Consider the following 17346-nt stretch of genomic DNA (forward strand, 5'->3'; position numbering starts at 1 on the left):
ATTAACCGTAACTCAACACTAAGCCGTGGGTGAGCTTTGTCCAGCCGTCAAGCAAGACAAAAAGCAACAATTTGAAGGGGAGGGAAATCGTCATTGGCGATACCATCATCATCCCCATCGCGAGTAGGATATTCGACACAATTAGGTCAATAGCTATGAACGGTAAGTACAACAGAAAGCCAATTTCAAAAGCGCGAGTAAGCTCGCTGACGGTAAATGCGGGCAGTAAGAGCAATAAGCTGTCCGACTCTAAACGGTCTACGTACTTCTGTGGCCACAATGTGCGTGCAGCATCAGTGAAGAATATGGCTTCGGTTTCCCGAATATGCTTTTTCAAAAATTCTCGATAAGGCTGTAAACCGCTTTCAATGAGGCCTTCTACACTTGCAGAATCTTCAAGGGAGATATCATGCTGCTTTACGTAGTCGTAGGTTTCAAACCCGACGGGAGCCATGATGAAAATTGACAGAATGATAGCCAATCCGTAAAGCGCCATATTCGGCGGAATTTGCTGTACACCGAGAGCGTTACGCAGCAGTGAGAATACAACGGCGAGTTTCACAAACGACGTCGCCATCATGGCGATAAATGGGATCAGTGCCAGCAGTGCTAAGCTGACAATGAGATTGAGCTCGTCGGGTAACTGGATCATGCTGGCTCCTGCGTGCCACCGAACAGCTCCAGTACGCGCACACCTAAATGTTCGTTAACATTAACCAGTTCACACTCACCAATGATTTTGCCGTTGGCACGCAATGTTACCGGCTTAGATACAGGCTGGTTTAGCTCGAATACGTACCCTGGCTGAAGCTGGTTAAGCTGCTCTAGCGTGATGGTTTGATGGCCGATATCAAACGTGAGTTCCACAGGCAGTTGCTGGTGGTCGGTTAACATTTCTGAAGTGTTTACGTCATTCATATTGGTTTCTTTTTCAATAATGTGAAGAGTTTGGTCATCTAGCTGGCAGCGCCAGAGATTCTGGTTAGATACTTGAAAAATGGCTTGTTGCTTGGCGATGTAACCATCGTCAAAAAAGATGACATCTCCCAGCTCGAGCGAATTAAATTCGCTTAACGTCAAATGGGTCCTTCCAAGACTTAACCACACAGGTAAAGCGAGGTGTCGAGCTTGTAGAGCAGCGCTGTTTGGTAGCGCATCCAACAACACGTCTGATCCTTCGCTAACCCACAAACAAAGAGAGCCGTTAGGCTTATTGAGGGTTAACATTAAAGTATGCTCTTGGGCCTGGCTCGCCTCTAACGGCTGTAGTTGACTAAGAATGGGTAACTGACCAAATAGCGCTTTGATTGCCTCACTATGCGGTTCTATCTGTGAGCTCAAAAGTGCTAACTGGAGGGAGTTAGGCAGGGACTCAAACGCAGTAGCATTTAAGGTCGATTTCAGCCAATGTTGGAGCTGCGCACGAGAAAAGTCTACTTGTAGGGTTTGCCCTCCAATCAACGTGGTTAAACGGAACCCTTCAAATGAAGGGATTTGAGCAACAGTAATCGATACGCTCTGACCATCAGTCCCTTGGAAGTGGCACTGTTTTGCACAAAGTTGATTGCTGAGCGCGATACTTTCTGCATCCACTTTGGGTATTATTAACGGTGTCATAGGTCATTCTCCGCTTGCCATTCTTCATACACGCTGCGTTGTTGGCGTGAGTGTTGTTGTTCATGTTGTTGTTGATCGAGCTGTTGAGTTTGTTCGCTGATCGCTAAGCGAAGTGGCTGCTCACCACCGAATCGGTTTAGCCGTTCAGCAAGATCTTGTCTAGCTTGCTGGCTAATAATGGAAAGGGCATGCTCTTGTCGAATCGTCACGCTATACCCTTGAGCGTCCAACTTGATGTGGATTTCGCCACCTTTTAATTGTCCTTCACTTAGAAACAGCCGAACCTCTTTGTTGTCCGATGCGGTTGGCAGAGCAACATAGATTTTATCCACCAATTGCTGGAGTAATTGGTTTACGTCTCGCGTTGGGCTCGGTTGAGCCTGCGAAGCAACACTTTTTAGGATGACATCGCCTTGTGTTACCGCACTTGCAAAGGGCTGAGAAGGTACTTTTTCTTCATCCGTTTTAACGGTGACTAGTGCGCTTTTCGTCTCGATTTTTTCAAGAGGCTTGGTTTCAGGCAGGCCATCAGTTTGGTCTAATCGTTTGCCTGTATTCTGTAGCGAATGAGTTGCGCGTTTATTGTGCGCTGTTTCAGTTTGCTTTTCTGTTAAGCCAACAATGTTAATCCCATCTTGAGCGAGCTCTGTCGCTGTCGCACTTTGGGGGAGCAAGCCAGATTCAAGCGTAGAGAGACAATCCGGTGAGATACGTTTATCCATCGGCGTCGGTTTGTCATCTTTCAAATGAGCTTGAAAGTGAGGATCAACAAGCTCGGTAGAAGGGGAGCTTAGAACTGTGTCGCCATCGCTTTTTCCGTCATTTTTAAGCAGTTTATTGTTTTCGCTAATTATTTCTTCGCTATTTGCTGCGTCGTCTTGCGATTTCTCTACGTCTCTCTTAGTAACGACGTCACTTTTGCCTTTTAAAGTGGAGATGTTTTTGTCAGCGTTGGCTTCTTGGTTCGATAGGTTATGTTTCTTATCTAGACTTTGAGATGTCTTATGCCTTAGCGGTATGTCTTCTTCGCCAGTATGATTTTTTTGGGGATTCCCAACGATAGACTCCTTTCCCTTGCTAGGCTTCTTCGTCATTGCATGCTCGAATTGTGATTGAAGCTCGGCCTCCTTCTCGAGAGGCACTTGTTCCGGCGTTGATTTGTGCAGCGTATTCGATGTTTCAGTTGTTGGGGTAATGCGCATAGTGAACCTTTAGATAATGTCGACAGTGCGAAACTCTTCCTGTTCGAGTTCTTCTTTGTATTGCCTTTCTCGCGATTTTTCCGCGACTTCTTGTTGCTGCAACTGAACGAATTTTTCTTTGGTTTTATGGGCTTGTCGCGCCTCTTTTTGCTTTTCTTTAAGTGCCGAGCGTTCGATTTCAAGCGCTTTTTTTGACTCGGCCACACGTTGTTTAAGTTCGGCTTCTCTCTCTCTTAACAACGCGATTTCTTGTCTTAATGTTTCTAGCTCTTTGAGAACGAGTGTTTGTTGTTTTGCTTTAGCAAAACGTCGCTCTTCTTCTTCCTGGCGCCAAACGTGATAGTCCGCGACAGAACGTTCGGCCTTTTGAACCTGTGCTGCGGCGTTTGACACTCGGTATTCTTGACGCTTGACGGCTTTATCCGCACGTTCAGCGCGAATTTTTTTGATTTCTAATAAGCGTTCTATCATTGTTTCGCCATCCCTTTAAGTTGAGCGATAGCGCCATCAAGATCGCTTGGTTCATGAGTGCCTTGGCGTAAAAAGGCGCGTATATCATCACTTTGTGCAATGGCCAAATCCGCTCGACTATCTGCGCCATGTTGGTATTCGCCAATTTTGATTAGCAGCTCAACTTCTTCATACTTAGCTAACATTTCGCGAATATGAGCAGCAGACGCCTGATGATCGGGTTCAACGATTTGATTCATCACTCGGCTTGCTGACCGAAGTACATCAATGGCGGGGTAATGGTTCATTGCCGCAAGTTTGCGCGAGAGAATGATGTGCCCGTCTAGAATTGAGCGAGTTTCATCCGCGACAGGCTCCGTCATGTCGTCACCTTCCACCAACACGGTGTACAGTGCTGTAATTGATCCTTTGTCTGATTGTCCAGCTCGTTCCATCAGCTTTGGCAAAGCGGCAAAAACAGAAGGCGGATAGCCACGTCGTGTTGGTGGCTCGCCTGCGGCTAGTCCAATCTCCCTCTGTGCGCGGGCGAAACGCGTTACAGAATCCATCAGCAGTAGCACGCGTTTACCTTGATCACGAAAATATTCTGCGATAGAAGTGGCAACAAAAGCGGCTTTGGCACGCTCCATTGCTGGGCGATCAGAGGTAGCGACCACTAAAACCGATTTGGCCATTCCTTCTTCGCCTAGGTCATGCTCAATAAACTCGCGCACTTCGCGTCCGCGTTCACCAATTAAGGCGAGAACGGTCACGTCAACTTCTGCGGAGCGAATCAGTTTTGCCAGTAGGGTACTTTTACCCCCGCCAGCCGCTGCAAAAATACCCATGCGCTGACCTTCACCACAGGTCAGTAGCCCATCAATGGATCGAACGCCAAGAGAGATTGGCTTTTCAATTAGTTTACGTTGCATTGGTGGTGGCGCATCGCGATAAACAGGATACCAAGCACTTGGTTCCTGACTTTGCGTACCATCGAAAGGACGTCCAAGCCCGTCAAGCGTTGTACCTAACAGGTGGTCGCCAACACCCACTTCGTGCATTTTGCCCATTGGGCTTACTTCTGTATTTGAGGAAATCCCAAACATATTTCCTAACGGGGTGAGCAAAGCGTGATGCTGCTGGAAGCCAACCACTTCCGCTAACAAAGACAGAGTTTGATCGGGATTGCGCAACTCACACAGTTCACCTACACGAACGCCAGGGACGACAGCTTTGATAATGGTGCCGGTGACTTGTGTAACGCGCCCGCGAATTTGGATCAAACGCGTGTGTTTAATCGCAGATTGTTGGATATCAGTGATGTATGAGAAATCGTTCAAGGTAAAAATATGCGCAATGATTGATGCTGAGAGGATAGAAAGTATAAGAATCAATTTATAGTGAATATCAGTCGGGAGTTTTTAGAAAACTGAAAGCGCACTAAAAAAACACGTCTGATTTTGACAGCTTCAACAAAGCGCACTTTCTATAATTCGCCTGTATTGTGCGGAAGGAGTGCAAGTGAATGAGTATTATCAACAATCATATCGCAACAAATCCAAAGTTTGATGCGTCTATCCAAAACGGGTTGGAATCGTCTCGCCCCGACGTTTCACAAAAAGGCAATTATCGCGGTGAAACCGTCCGTGTTCACAATGCTACACAATCACTTTTTGATGCGATGGAAGAACTCACTTCACTCGGTTCCGAAAAAGCAGAGAAAGATCTGACTAAGCGCAAAGTGAAAGACAGTGGTGTTCGAGTTAATGAAGCACATGAACTCGTTTCGGACTATTTAAGAAAAGTCCCTGATCTTGAAAAGAATCAAAAGATCAAAGATTTGGCTACAAAAATGGCGGGAGGAAATATCTCGACCATCGCGCAATTACAAGCCTACTTGAATGGGTTTTCCGAGGAGAAAAGCCATCAATACCTCGCGCTAAAAGCCGTTAAAAAGTTTTTGAGTGCGAGTCCAGAAAGTAAACACCTACTAGCGCTGATTGACCAAGCACTTCTAAGAATCGAGCAAAACCCAGATACATGGTCTCAAATTGATACGGAAATCCGTGTCTCAAATTTTGCTGATGAATATAGCCAAGAGCAAGAGTTTAGCTCTTTGCATCAGCTGCGCGGCTTCTACCGCGATACCGTTCATAGTTATCAAGGGCTCGGCGCTGCTTATCAAGATGTGGTGGCGCGCTTTGGTGAGCAGGAGGTATCGACCGCTGTTGACTTTATGCTGCAAGGCATGAGTGCAGATCTTAGTGTTCAAGGTAGCAGTATCGATTCGGTTAAGTTGCAGTGGTTGATGTCCGATATGCAAAAACTCAAAACTCTAAATACGTTGCAAGATCGTGTGAGTCAGCTGTTCCAAATGTTTAAACCGGAAAGGACGAATTATGGCTTATCAAGTTTCTAATTTGATGGCTGATGTGATTGCGTTGGTAGAGCAGCGATGGGTAAGCAGTGATGAGATATGGAAAGTCGCCAACGCAATGGAATTGACGGCGGTAGAACAAAAAATCGATTTTTTTCGAGAGTTCCATAAGTTAGTTCGCGCAATCCCAATTGACGTATTCGCCGATGAAGAACAACGACAGAATTTAATCCAAGCGGTACAAAAGGCGCTAGACGAAGCCATTGATATAGAAGAAGAGGAAGCGTGGGAAGATGAGTTGGATTGATGCATCCGTCGATGAATTTTGCCGAGGAATGGGGCTCGATGCCGTCGATTTCTCATCAGCTGGACGGGTGCAGCTGGATTTTGAGCAAAGTGGTACGCTGCATATTGAGCGACAGGGTGAGCAGTTATTCTTGATGTTGTCTCGAGCGTTATCTTGGCATCAAACCAGTGACATTATTCAAAGTGCACTGTGTTTGTGTCATGCCGATCAAGGCTGGCCTTTCGAAATTAAAACCGGCTTGTTAGATGAACAAACTCTGGTTTTTTCAGCAAGGCTAAAAGGAGAAGAAGTAACACTTCCGACCTTAGAGCAAGCGTTTACGCTTTTGGCTCGTCTACATAACGATGTGGCAGGCTCATGACTCGAGTCAGCACTTTAAACGTAGGCATCGAAGCCTTTACGCATGTTACTCATAGTGAAGTTAAGGCCGATTTCCCAGAGCGATTTCAATTGCTTCCTGATGGTCAGGCGGTCGCTACACATTTAGAGAAGCTCTATGACCTCCGGCCTTCAGACCAATATCTCATCGCGTTAACTAAGCCCAAGCTGCTGCACTCAGAGTTGTTGCGTCCAGAAAAATACCGTCAACAATTTGATGAAACGTTAGCTCAGCTGCAAGTTCTTGCACAGGATTCAGGCTCCGCTTCTTTTATCAAAGCATCTGAAACGCTACAAAGTACACAACTTGATCAGCGTTACCTCACTATGGCGCTCAATCTCCTTATCCAGGTCTAACCAACATGTTGAGATCCAAAGACATTGAACTCTTACTTGTTCACGCTGCGCTACAAGTTCAATACCAAAAGCCAGAGCATGCCATTTCTATTCTCGATGCGGTTCTAGAAATAGAACCGCAGCACAAAGAGGCGATGCAAACACTTGCTGTGGCGTGTTTACAAAGTGGTCGATATACCCGGGCGATTGAGGTGTGTGAGCACTTATTAAAATCCGACCTTCATCCTGACTCGGCAGGACTCTGGTTTTGTTTAAGCCAAGCGCGTTGGAAACAAAATGACGTCGATGGGGCACGCCAAGCGCACCGACGCTATCTGCAATCTTTAAATAGTGAATCACATGAATAAGTTGATCGATATTCTAAACAAAGTAGGGCAACGCAAAGACATCATGCTTGCGGTGATGTTACTCGCGATCGTCTTTATGATGATATTGCCACTTCCTACCGCACTGGTGGATGTACTGATTGGCACCAACATGAGCATTGCGGTGGTGCTGCTTATGTTAGCGATTTACATCACCACGCCACTTGAGTTCTCTGCATTTCCTGCGGTGCTATTGATCACGACATTGTTTCGTCTGTCTTTATCTATCACGACAACCCGCTTGATCTTGCTACAAGGCGATGCAGGTCAAATCGTTTATACATTCGGTAACTTCGTTGTGGGCGGTAACTTAGTGGTCGGTATTGTTGTGTTCCTGATCATTACCATTGTTCAGTTTATGGTGATCACCAAAGGCTCAGAGAGGGTAGCAGAAGTTAGTGCGCGCTTCTCACTCGATGCGATGCCTGGTAAGCAGATGAGTATTGACGGTGACATGCGTGCCGGAGTAATTGACGTACACGAAGCTAGGCACCGACGATCACTGATTGAAAAAGAAAGCCAAATGTATGGCTCGATGGATGGCGCGATGAAGTTCGTTAAAGGCGACTCCATTGCGGGTCTGGTCATCATTGTGGTCAACATCTTAGGTGGCGTCACGATCGGGGTAACGCAAAAAGGCATGAGTGCTTCTGAAGCACTTGAATTGTTTGCGATTTTGACCGTTGGTGATGGTTTGGTATCGCAGATCCCGGCACTCTTTATCGCGATTACCGCCGGTATTATCGTGACGCGTGTTTCTCATGAAGACTCTTCTGATCTTGGATCGGATATTGGTGGGCAGGTGATTGCTCAGCCACGAGCACTTCTTATTGGTGGTGTGCTTTTGGTGCTGTTCGCACTCATCCCTGGGTTTCCAAAAATCACTTTTCTGGTCTTGGCCGCCGTGGTTGGTGGTGGTGGTTTCTTCCTTTTCTATCAACAGAAAAAACAAGCTGAATCAGATAGCACCGACTTATCAAGCTTTGTTTCGCAAGGGGCCGGTTCGCCAGCAGCGAAGCCAAACAAACCCACTCCATCTAGAAACAGTAAAGGCAAATTAGGTGAGCAAGAAGAGTTTGCCATGACGGTCCCACTCTTGATCGATCTTGACGCGAGCCTTCAGGAAAGCTTGGAAGCGGTCGCATTAAATGAAGAGCTAGCAAGGGTTAGACGCGCACTATATCTCGACCTAGGCGTGCCTTTCCCAGGCATCCACCTGCGCTTTAACGAGGGGATGCAAAATGGCGAGTACTTAATTCAGTTACAAGAAGTCCCGGTTGCACGAGGACGAATTGTTAAAGATCAACTCTTGGTGACAGAAGGGAATGAACAGATCGATTTATTAGGCGTGCCTTATGAGCAAGATGAAGATTTTCTACCCGGTATTTCTAGCATTTGGGTGGCACAGAGTTATGAGCAAAAACTCGTAGCCAGTCATGTCGGTTTTCTCACACCCGACAGGATTTTAACGTACCACTTGTCTCATGTTCTTAAGGAGTACGCACAAGACTTTATTGGTATTCAGGAGACGCGTTATCTGTTGGAGCAGATGGAAGGCAGTTATTCGGAGCTAGTCAAAGAGGCCCAGCGTATTGTTCCGTTGCAAAAAATGACGGAAATCTTGCAACGCTTGGTTTCTGAAGACATTTCTATCCGAAACCTTCGCGTGATCTTGGAAGCGATGGTTGAGTGGGGCCAAAAAGAGAAAGATGTTGTACAGCTGACGGAGTACATTCGTTCCAGCTTAAAACGTTACATTTGCTACAAATACGCGAGCGGACAAAACATGTTGCCCGCTTACTTATTGGATCAAAATCTCGAAGACACAATACGCAGCGGTATTCGTCAAACCTCAGCAGGGAGTTACTTGGCGTTAGATCCGTCAGTAACGCAACAATTTGTCAGTGATGTGAAACAGACCATTGGTGACTTAAGCCGCATGCCGAATAAACCTGTGCTAGTTGTGTCTATGGATGTACGCCGATATGTGCGAAAGCTTATTGAATCGGAATACTACGATCTGCCCGTTTTGTCATTTCAAGAACTAACCCAGCAAATCAATATTCAGCCACTTGGAAGGGTGGGGATGTAATGAAAACAAAACTAATACTCTCGCTGGCGCAAGCGGGGATCGAAGTGACGCCATACTTTTGGCAACAAAGTGAAATTCAACTTGGTTATCGAATTGAAGTTGAAGGCTTAGAGCTCGTTTTTCGGGTGGAGGACGGTGAAATCATCATCGTTCTTCTGAAACGCGTTCGTCCAAAATTGGGGTTGAGTAACCCCTTTGCCGGCTTATTTCTCTTGGCTGAACATGCCATTCAACTTTATCCCTCCGATTGGGTCATTCGCGGCAACGTCGATGTGTTACGTGGTAGCAACATGAGCAGCCAGCGATTGGCACAGTTCTATCTAAAAGCATGCGGTGCAAGCCATGATGAGCTAGAAGACTGGTACTGTTTACGCCTAGCAGATTATAGACCTTTGAAAAAGTTGAAAAAGTAAAAACTCACGACTGTTACTGACAGCACCGATGAGATGACCCGCTTTAAGATAGGAATCAAGATGAAGCAACCGTTTACCGATGCGATTGAGAACGCTGAGCTTGCCATTAGAAAAGCTGAAGACAGAACCGATATTTTTAACGAGCTATTGGAAGGCTTAGGTGTTGGTCCTGTTGCGGGGGATGTTTTACTTGGCGGCATAAAAGCGCCAGTAGATACCATGAAACGTGCAGAGCAAGAGCTAATAGACGAAGTCCAGCGCCGCCGGCAGCAACAAACTCAGCTACAAGGTACGTCAGGTAAACGCAGAAAGCGTCCCACAGTGATGCGCGGCATGATGATTTAGAGGTTTGGAAATGACGAATATGAAAACGACTGGCTCTACGACAGGAGCAACAGACACAGCTGCGAGTAGTGCACCATTACCCACTTTCCAACAAAACTTGATAGAGGCATTTACCCCTGTACTGGGTGAAGCAGAGACTCAGCAACTTGCCTCGATAATCTCTTCATTGCCAACTATCTCGGGACAAACGGAATCACAAAGCATCGCGCTTTATGTTGATACGCTTGAAAACCTAAAAGCGAAAAATAACGCGTTTGCTGGTATATCATTGACCGACACCGCATCTGTTTGGATAAAGTCGCTACAAAGTGCTAACTCAGATGGCGAATTAACCGCAGCCGAGTTTAATGCTCAAACAAACCAAACGCTATCAAATCAGTTTCAGGCTTGGTTTAGTAAGCTACTGACGGAAAACGTAGATAGCTCGTTATCTACTGAGTTTGTTAGTCAATTTAATCTGGGCACCCAGAGTAACCAAGCGGAGCAGATCGCCAACCTCTCCGAGACAGAACTGGCTAATGCCACCAAAGAAATTTCTCTTTTTGTTGCAGAGCTTGCTAATCAAATGGGCTCCCGTGAAGTGAGAGATGCTTCTATTTCTTTTCTTCGCAATGCCTTTAGTAGCTTAGGTTCCGTTAATCTCGCGCAACTGAAGAGCTCGGACTTTCTGTTGACTAAAGAGAGTTTCGCCCTTCAAGTCTCAGCTCAATTAAAAAGTAGTTTTCAAGGCATTGGTATTACTTTAAGCACCGATGACGCAAGTGCGCTAGCTAGCAGAATTACCTGGACTCCTGGTATTTCTAAACAGCAGCTTAAAGAAGCGTTAGATGAAATGGCCGCTCAAGTGAAAGGCCAATATAGCGCAGCTTATGGTGAGGCGAGTGGAACGAACAATCTAAAAGCAACACTTAATACTGTCATTGGTGGAACTGAGCCTTTGACCCTTTCTAGTCTGTTCGCCAACTTCGCGGTGAGTTTAACAAATATAGAAATCGATGACTTTTACCAGGACAGCGCGATAGCCGATGTCCAAAAGACACAAATAACGGCAGCTCAAGTTAATTTGATCAAAGAAAACACCGAACGAGATATCCGATTACAGTTTGAAAAAATAGTAAAAGGTGAATCTACCGGGGCTTCATTTACTGAGCGATACGAGGCATTGCGCAAAAACTTAGGGGCATTGAAAGAGCGTCTACTCAATATCACCGATAAAGAGAAAGCGGATCGCGAGGTGAGAGCAGAGCACTCTCTAACGGCTCGTGATTTGTTGGCCGTTGTTGAGTCCAGCATTGGAGACCGTTTTGATGAGCAAGTGCTGCTTGCGCTAAATGAGCGTCGTGTTAACCGTTTAGAGAAACGTAATGACCAGAAAGAGGCATTAGAGGATCTCACAATACAGCTTAAAGTTTTTGGTGTTGTGCAATCAAAAATTCACTCTACGCAAAGTGTTGATGGGGTTTATAAACCGGGATATCCAGAAAGTAACTTCAAAGCGAGTGACTTTAACTACAGCAATCAAACGGATTTTGAAGCTTCACCTGAGTACAAGTATTTGACGGATAATAAAATAACAAACCATCGAGACTTCCTTCAAACACAAGGTATTACTATCGGTGATGGTGCGTCGTACCAAGACGAAGAGAAGTCGAAAAAACTGTCTAATTTTTCTAGTTCTGTCAGTGCTAAATCCAAGTTGCTTAACGATGAAGTGCAAATCAAAACCACTGAGCTGAACGACACCAGTTCTCAATACAACTCGACCGTTGAAGCGATGAACAAGTTTGTTCAGAAGTACCACAGTATTTTACAAGAAATCCTACGAGCCATTTAAGGATAACCAACCATGACTAAAACAAACGCGACCGATCCATCCCAAATGCAAGCAGAAGAGCTGCTGTCTTTTCTGGAAGAGGGAGGCACGCTAAAAATGTTGCACGATGTGTCTCAGGACACCATCGAACATATTTATGCCGTAGGTTACAACTTTTTCCAATCGGGAAAGATTGAGCAAGCAGCGAAAGTATTTCAATTACTCAGCATGCTTGATCATTATCAGGCGCGATTTTTCATTGGCCTTGGCGCGGCTCGTCAGGAGTTGGGTGAGTATCTGCAGGCAATAGACGCCTACAGCTACGCAGCGCTAGTGGACGTAAATGATCCACGCCCACCTTTTCACTCTGCTGAATGTCACCTGAAACTGGAACAACTGACAGAAGCAGAGAGTGGGTTTTATAGCGCGAAGGAGATGTCTGCCGGAAAATCACAATATGCAGATTTGCATGAGCGTGCAGGCATCATGTTAGAAGCGGTGAGAAATAAAAAGGAGTAATTAGACTATGAGTTCTATTGCACTTGACCGCATCCAGACACAGGTTTATAGCCCTGAATCTGGCCAAGCCACGTTAGATAACGTGCAGAAAACGGCGTCTACAGCGACGCCTTCTGTGACGGTAGAAAACGTGAAGAGTAAAGATGCAGATGTACTGAACACCGGAAAAGTAAAAGTTCAGTTAGATGCACCTAACGCAGCTGTTAGTGACAAAGTGAATGATTTGACGCTAAAAGCCATGGCACAGCTGCAAAAGATCGTCGATACCATTGCAAAATCTCTCCATGCAGTTGCAGACCAAACAGGTTCGATTGCCGTCAAAATAATCGCAGGATCTGCTGATGATTTTGAAGTAGAGCTTGCTGCTATCACGGATAAACTGAAAAGTGCTCAAAACGAGCTGAAAATTCAGGAAGTGAAGGTCGCAAAAGCTAAGCACGAAAAAGAGATGGTGGAAAACCAAGACAAAATCAAAGAATCGGAAGCCGCTGCAAAAGAAGCCCAAAAATCAGGCTTAGCAGCGAAGATCTTTGGTTGGATCAGTGCGGTGGTTTCTATTGTTGTTGGTGCCGTAATGGTGGCAACGGGTGTTGGTGCAGCAGCCGGTGCACTTATGATCGCTGGTGGCGTCATGGGAGCAGTGAGCATGGCGTTGCAAGAGCCAGCCGTTCAAGATGCGCTAAAAGAAGCGGGCGTAAATGTCGATGTGCTAAACAAAGTCGTAATGGCATTAGAAATCGCCGTCGCGGTTATCGGAGCTGTTGTGACGTTTGGTGGTGCAGCTGCTGGCGGTATCGCGAAACTTGCAGCAAAAGGTGCTGGTAAGGTAGCTCAAAAGGTCACGGAAATCGCTACGAAAGCCGCTGCAAACATGGCGAAAGTGGCGGATATGGGCACAAAAGCTGCGACAACAACAGCGAAAGCGATTCGTTATGGCGCAGAAACCGTCGATCTTGCCGTCAACGTGGGTAAAGGCGCAACGGACAGTGTCCACGCTGCTAACAATGCTCACGTGACAGAGATTCAGGCTGATATCACAGACCTTCGAGCCAAAATGACGTTAAGCCAGGCTGTCATTGATAAGCTCAAAGAAGAGATTGGTAAGTTGATGGAAGACTTCCAAGAGCTGATGAGTCTCATCATGCAAATGATTCAAGCGAAAAGTGAAACTATGCAAACGGTGTTAAGCCGTCCTGCAACGGTATAAGGAGTTTATTATGCTAGATAAAGTAGGCGGAACGGGTCGTGGTGAACTATACGGTTTAGGCGACACCATTAAAACCAACAAAGCAGAAAAAGCGCCGGAAACAAAGCTTGAAGCGGGCGCCGTTAAAAGCCAAAGTGAGTCAGGTGTTTCTGGTGCAGCACGCTACCAGTTAGAGACACCTAAAGCTCCTACAGTGAGTAACCAAGCTCAAGTTGTTGCAAACCTAATGAGCGCTCTTGCACCGACGGTGAGCTCATTAATGAGCACAACGATGAAAGCGCTTAACGGTGAGGAGGTGATCAAGTCACCATCAGATGCGGTATCACAATCGTTGACGCTATTAACATTGTTGTATCAAGTATCAAAGCTGAGCCGTGAGCAGCAAGTGCTACAACGTGAAATTGCTGTTGAAGCAAACGTCGCGAGTTTAGAAAGCCAAGCGGCAGAACTAAACAACTCGGCAAGCGCGATGATCGCGATGGCAGTCGTTTCGGGTGTACTAGCGGGTGCTACCGCAATTATTGGTGCCCTTGGTTCTTTCAAAGCAGGGAAAGAAATCAAGAATGAAATGGCGAGCAATAATGTACTTAAAACGCAAAAAGCTGGCTTCGATCAAGCAGAAGAGTTATTAAATAACAATAGCTTGTCTAAAACGCAGCAAGATCAGGTTAAGCGTGCGCACTCACTAGCGAAAGACAATATCGCAGACACGACAGCGCAGCTGACAAGTGGTGGCCGTAAGTTCGATAAGTTGATGAGCTCAAACCAAGCGAAGAACGCGATTCTTCAAGCTTTGGGCCAGATGGCAAACTCAGCATCGAATGTAGAGCAAACCAAAGCGCAAGCGCGCAGCAAAGATGATGAAGTACAAGCGACTCGCGCACAAGCAGCCAAACAGAAAGCCGATGAAAACATTGGTTTCCAAGAAGGCTTATTGAAAGAGCTACGTGACTTGTTCCGATCTATCTCAGATAGCCAGAACCAAGCGTGGCGAGCATCAGTCCCAACGGTGTAACCATCCGTTTCACTAACTACAAAGCGTTGTTTATACAACGCTTTTTTTATGGGATTCAAGTCTAAATGCTATTTATCAGTAGGTTAAGTTGATAAAAAAGTATATATCTATAAATCAACCTCCAAGGATGAGAACTTAAACGTTATCAAATTGTTAACGATTGCTATACTTAAACGGTCATCAACACAAGTAAAAGGGATGTTCAATGTTTAAGTTTAAGCAAATCGCACTTGCGGCTTCTTTGGCGGCACTCACAACAGGCTTTTCTGCGTCTGCGGAGGAAACGTTTGTCACGATTGGTACCGGTGGAGTAACAGGGGTTTATTATCCGACTGGTGGCGCTATTTGTCGCTTGGTTAACAAATCGCGAGAAGATCACGGTATCCGTTGTTCGGTAGAAAGTACTGGGGGATCGATTTATAACATCAACACTATTCGTGCTGGTGAATTGGACCTCGGTATCGCGCAATCAGACTGGCAGTATCATGCTTACAAAGGAACCAGTAAGTTTGAAGAAAGCGGGCCTTTTAAAGAGCTACGCGCCGTATTCTCCGTTCATCCAGAACCGTTTACTGTCGTTGCACGTAAAGACGCGAACATCAAAACTTTTGATGATTTGAAAGGTAAGCGCGTTAACATTGGTAATCCTGGTTCTGGTCAGCGAGGTACTATGGAAGTGCTAATGAACCAGTATGGTTGGAGTAACGACGACTTTAAGCTTGTCTCTGAGTTAAAAGCAGCAGAGCAATCAAAAGCACTTTGTGATAACAAAATTGATGCGATGATTTATACCGTTGGTCACCCAAGTGGAGCGATTAAAGAAGCCACTACGTCGTGTGATAGTAATATCGTAACGGTAGCTGGACCTAATGTAGAAAAACTGGTTGCAGACAACAGCTTCTATCGTGTTGCAAATGTCCCGGGTGGTATGTATCGTGGCACAGATAGTGATGTTCAAACCTTTGGTGTGGGCGCGACGTTTGTTTCTTCTACTGCGGTACCAGAAGATGTGGTTTATAACGTGGTTAAAGCGGTATTTGAAAACTTCGATGATTTCCGCCGTCTCCACCCAGCGTTTGCAAACTTGAAGAAAGAGGAAATGGTAAAAGACGGTTTATCTGCGCCTCTTCACCCAGGTGCGCTCAAATACTACAAAGAAGTAGGGCTGATTAAGTAAGCGTTACTTTCTCTTATTATTGATGTAAAACGCCATCTTTCTCGAACAATGCCACTTGTTTAACTGCGAGTGGCATATTTCTATTTCTCGTCATCCTGTACAGCGACGAAGGAGCGTGATATAGGATCTTCCATCCGAGCACTTTGTGATCAAAATGGTTTCATTAGCCGCTCAGTGTAGTGTTATTAGATTCCTAACCTCGCTGGAGTGACACAAAAAATCGTTAAGCTACCTGCATTAATCTTTCGCGCTGGTGTTTTTGTAGGATTGTTATCCACTTGTACAAGTTTTGCTTAAACATAAACATCAATGAAAAAGTAGATAGTGATGAGAATAGAAGAAAGAGCAACAAACCCTTTAACATGATTGGGATTCAGTTGACGAGAGACACGAGCTGCAAGATACCCACCTACCAACGTACCGACCAAAACAACACTACCTGTGTGCCAGTCAATGGAGCCATTGGCAACAAAAATCACGATAGCAATGAGTGAAACACACGTAGATACGAGCAATTTCAAACCGTTCATTAAATTAATGTCTTGGTGGCCCGCTACTACCAGATAGCTCAGAACAATAACCCCTAAACCTGCGTTGAAAAAACCACCGTAAGCAGAGACACCAACAAGTAGTAAACCCAACGCGATTGCTCCGAGTATGCCAGCATGTTTGTGCTCTTTCGCGACAGTTTTGATTAGCATTGTTAAACGAGAACCGGTGAGAAAAAGCACGGTGGCAAATAAGAGTAACCAAGGGATAGCTTCCATAAATAGCGATTCTGGCGTGTTGAGCAACAGATATGCTCCGACAGCGCCGCCGACTAAACTGAATGAGACTGTGAACAGCAGTTCATGCTTGTTCTTCATGATCTCTTCTCTGAACCCGACGGCTCCGCTAATGTAACCCGCACATGAAGCATACGTGTTTGTTGCGTTAGCCATAATAGGAGGAACACCAACTGCCAATAGAGCCGGAAAAGTAATAAAGCTTCCGCCTCCCGCTATGGAGTTAATGATCCCACCAATTACGCCAGCAACGAATAAAAGTGCTAGTTCTAAAAGCATAAACAATCCTTGTTATGTTCTTTTTCATTGTTAGAGCTTCAGAAGCTCTAACCTACATGCTCTAATGTTCTGATATGAGGTTTACTTTACCCGCTCCAAAACAAAATTGTTCAGTTCTGTAACGTTTTTGATGACATGAACGGCTTTAGTTTGAGAGTACCCCTCGAGGCGAGACATAAAGTCATCATTCCAGAATGCAGGGCATTGCTGAAGAACTTTGTAGCTTTGTAACGTTCCTTTCAGTACCGAACTACCATCAGGCCAACCTTCAGGTTTAATGAAAAGTCCTTTAAGGAGACGTTTCGTCACAAACCAATAGCTTACTGAGTATGGTAGATCAATATAAATGAGAGTATCGGCTGCATCTAAACGAGCGTTGAAAGAGCTGAGCGGTCCAAGGCCATCTATAATCCAACGATCTGAGCTTAGTATATTGCTATGGGCTTCATCAAAAACGTTACGCTCAACGGGATCACCGTTTGGTTTATAGACTATTGAATCTAATTGATGAAGAGGAAGACCGGTAGCCGACGCGATTACTTTACTTACCGTCGATTTTCCACTGCCGGGTTTACCAAAAACTGCTATTTTTTGCATTGTGACCGCCTCCAAGAGAGCTTTTCCCATACGGTAGAGACAGAAAACCCA

The 17346-nt window shown here is 45.5% G+C and carries 20 protein-coding genes; 13 read left to right on the forward strand and 7 right to left on the reverse strand.

Annotated features, from left to right (window positions below; translation table 11 throughout):
- Window position 1: 1 nt before the first annotated feature.
- From vscR to vscN, 5 genes are read right to left on the reverse strand one after another with little or no spacing between them, the layout of a single operon-like run.
- Window positions 2-652 (reverse strand): SctR family type III secretion system export apparatus subunit VscR, encoded by a 651-nt coding sequence (vscR, locus tag R7P35_RS15385; protein ID WP_005377232.1) that lies wholly within the window; start codon window positions 650-652, stop codon window positions 2-4.
- Complete coding sequence (vscQ, locus tag R7P35_RS15390; RefSeq protein WP_025768125.1) at window positions 649-1617, reverse strand: SctQ family type III secretion system cytoplasmic ring protein VscQ; 969 nt, start codon at window positions 1615-1617, stop codon at window positions 649-651. Before vscQ ends, vscR begins: the two co-directional genes overlap by 4 nt.
- A complete protein-coding gene (locus tag R7P35_RS15395) occupies window positions 1614-2819 on the reverse strand; it encodes a type III secretion system needle length determinant (protein WP_213908120.1) in 1206 nt (401 codons plus the stop codon). Before R7P35_RS15395 ends, vscQ begins: the two co-directional genes overlap by 4 nt.
- 9 nt (window positions 2820-2828) lie before the next feature.
- The gene (locus tag R7P35_RS15400) at window positions 2829-3290 is read right to left on the reverse strand and encodes a type III secretion protein (protein ID WP_025768127.1); all 462 of its coding nucleotides are present in this window, start codon (window positions 3288-3290) and stop codon (window positions 2829-2831) included.
- Window positions 3287-4609 carry a SctN family type III secretion system ATPase VscN gene (gene vscN / locus R7P35_RS15405; RefSeq protein WP_017821332.1) on the reverse strand — a complete coding sequence of 441 codons (1323 nt, stop codon included), beginning with the start codon at window positions 4607-4609 and terminating at the stop codon, window positions 3287-3289. The genes R7P35_RS15400 and vscN overlap by 4 nt, the downstream gene beginning before the upstream one ends.
- A 185-nt stretch (window positions 4610-4794) precedes the next feature.
- Here vscN and sctW point away from each other — a divergent pair, with 185 nt between their 5' ends.
- The 13 genes from sctW to R7P35_RS15470 all read left to right on the forward strand — a co-directional run bounded on the left by sctW (window position 4795) and on the right by R7P35_RS15470 (window position 15634).
- On the forward strand, window positions 4795-5688 hold the full coding sequence (gene sctW, locus R7P35_RS15410) for a type III secretion system gatekeeper subunit SctW (RefSeq protein WP_017821331.1): 894 nt from the start codon (window positions 4795-4797) through the stop codon (window positions 5686-5688).
- Window positions 5669-5953, forward strand: a complete 285-nt coding sequence (locus tag R7P35_RS15415) for a TyeA family type III secretion system gatekeeper subunit (protein ID WP_005377239.1) — start codon at window positions 5669-5671, stop codon at window positions 5951-5953. The genes sctW and R7P35_RS15415 overlap by 20 nt, the downstream gene beginning before the upstream one ends.
- A complete protein-coding gene (gene sycN / locus R7P35_RS15420) occupies window positions 5940-6314 on the forward strand; it encodes a type III secretion chaperone SycN (RefSeq protein WP_005377240.1) in 375 nt (124 codons plus the stop codon). Before R7P35_RS15415 ends, sycN begins: the two co-directional genes overlap by 14 nt.
- Window positions 6311-6688 carry a type III secretion system protein VscX gene (gene vscX, locus R7P35_RS15425; RefSeq protein WP_005377246.1) on the forward strand — a complete coding sequence of 126 codons (378 nt, stop codon included), beginning with the start codon at window positions 6311-6313 and terminating at the stop codon, window positions 6686-6688. Before sycN ends, vscX begins: the two co-directional genes overlap by 4 nt.
- 5 nt (window positions 6689-6693) lie before the next feature.
- Entirely contained in the window at window positions 6694-7035 is a 342-nt protein-coding gene (gene vscY, locus R7P35_RS15430; protein WP_005377248.1) for a type III secretion system chaperone VscY, read from the forward strand.
- On the forward strand, window positions 7019-9145 hold the full coding sequence (gene vcrD / locus R7P35_RS15435) for a SctV family type III secretion system export apparatus subunit VcrD (RefSeq protein ID WP_086013853.1): 2127 nt from the start codon (window positions 7019-7021) through the stop codon (window positions 9143-9145). The genes vscY and vcrD overlap by 17 nt, the downstream gene beginning before the upstream one ends.
- Window positions 9145-9558, forward strand: coding sequence for an LcrR family type III secretion system chaperone (locus R7P35_RS15440; RefSeq protein ID WP_005377252.1), 414 nt, complete (start codon window positions 9145-9147; stop codon window positions 9556-9558). Before vcrD ends, R7P35_RS15440 begins: the two co-directional genes overlap by 1 nt.
- A 60-nt stretch (window positions 9559-9618) precedes the next feature.
- Window positions 9619-9903, forward strand: coding sequence for an LcrG family type III secretion system chaperone (locus R7P35_RS15445; RefSeq protein WP_005377254.1), 285 nt, complete (start codon window positions 9619-9621; stop codon window positions 9901-9903).
- A gap of 10 nt (window positions 9904-9913) precedes the next feature.
- Window positions 9914-11737 carry a virulence-associated V antigen gene (locus tag R7P35_RS15450; protein WP_272870541.1) on the forward strand — a complete coding sequence of 608 codons (1824 nt, stop codon included), beginning with the start codon at window positions 9914-9916 and terminating at the stop codon, window positions 11735-11737.
- A gap of 12 nt (window positions 11738-11749) precedes the next feature.
- Window positions 11750-12235, forward strand: coding sequence for a SycD/LcrH family type III secretion system chaperone VcrH (gene vcrH, locus R7P35_RS15455; RefSeq protein ID WP_005377258.1), 486 nt, complete (start codon window positions 11750-11752; stop codon window positions 12233-12235).
- Window positions 12236-12242: 7 nt separating this feature from the next.
- Window positions 12243-13442 carry a type III secretion system translocon subunit VopB gene (gene vopB, locus R7P35_RS15460; RefSeq protein ID WP_005377260.1) on the forward strand — a complete coding sequence of 400 codons (1200 nt, stop codon included), beginning with the start codon at window positions 12243-12245 and terminating at the stop codon, window positions 13440-13442.
- 10 nt (window positions 13443-13452) lie between these two features.
- Window positions 13453-14457, forward strand: coding sequence for a type III secretion system translocon subunit VopD (gene vopD, locus R7P35_RS15465; protein WP_005377262.1), 1005 nt, complete (start codon window positions 13453-13455; stop codon window positions 14455-14457).
- Window positions 14458-14662: 205 nt separating this feature from the next.
- Entirely contained in the window at window positions 14663-15634 is a 972-nt protein-coding gene (locus R7P35_RS15470) for a TAXI family TRAP transporter solute-binding subunit (RefSeq protein ID WP_005388171.1), read from the forward strand.
- 293 nt (window positions 15635-15927) lie between these two features.
- Here the strand turns inward: R7P35_RS15470 and R7P35_RS15475 are convergent, their stop codons facing one another.
- Together R7P35_RS15475 and R7P35_RS15480 are read right to left on the reverse strand one after the other, a co-directional pair.
- A complete protein-coding gene (locus R7P35_RS15475; RefSeq protein WP_005388172.1) occupies window positions 15928-16698 on the reverse strand; it encodes a sulfite exporter TauE/SafE family protein in 771 nt (256 codons plus the stop codon).
- An 81-nt stretch (window positions 16699-16779) separates the two neighbouring features.
- Window positions 16780-17295: an adenylate kinase gene (locus R7P35_RS15480; RefSeq protein ID WP_042523759.1), complete on the reverse strand. Its 516-nt coding sequence runs from the start codon at window positions 17293-17295 to the stop codon at window positions 16780-16782.
- Window positions 17296-17346: the final 51 nt, after the last annotated feature.

This window comes from Vibrio sp. Vb0304, assembly GCF_033338995.1.
Classification (GTDB): domain Bacteria; phylum Pseudomonadota; class Gammaproteobacteria; order Enterobacterales; family Vibrionaceae; genus Vibrio; species Vibrio alginolyticus.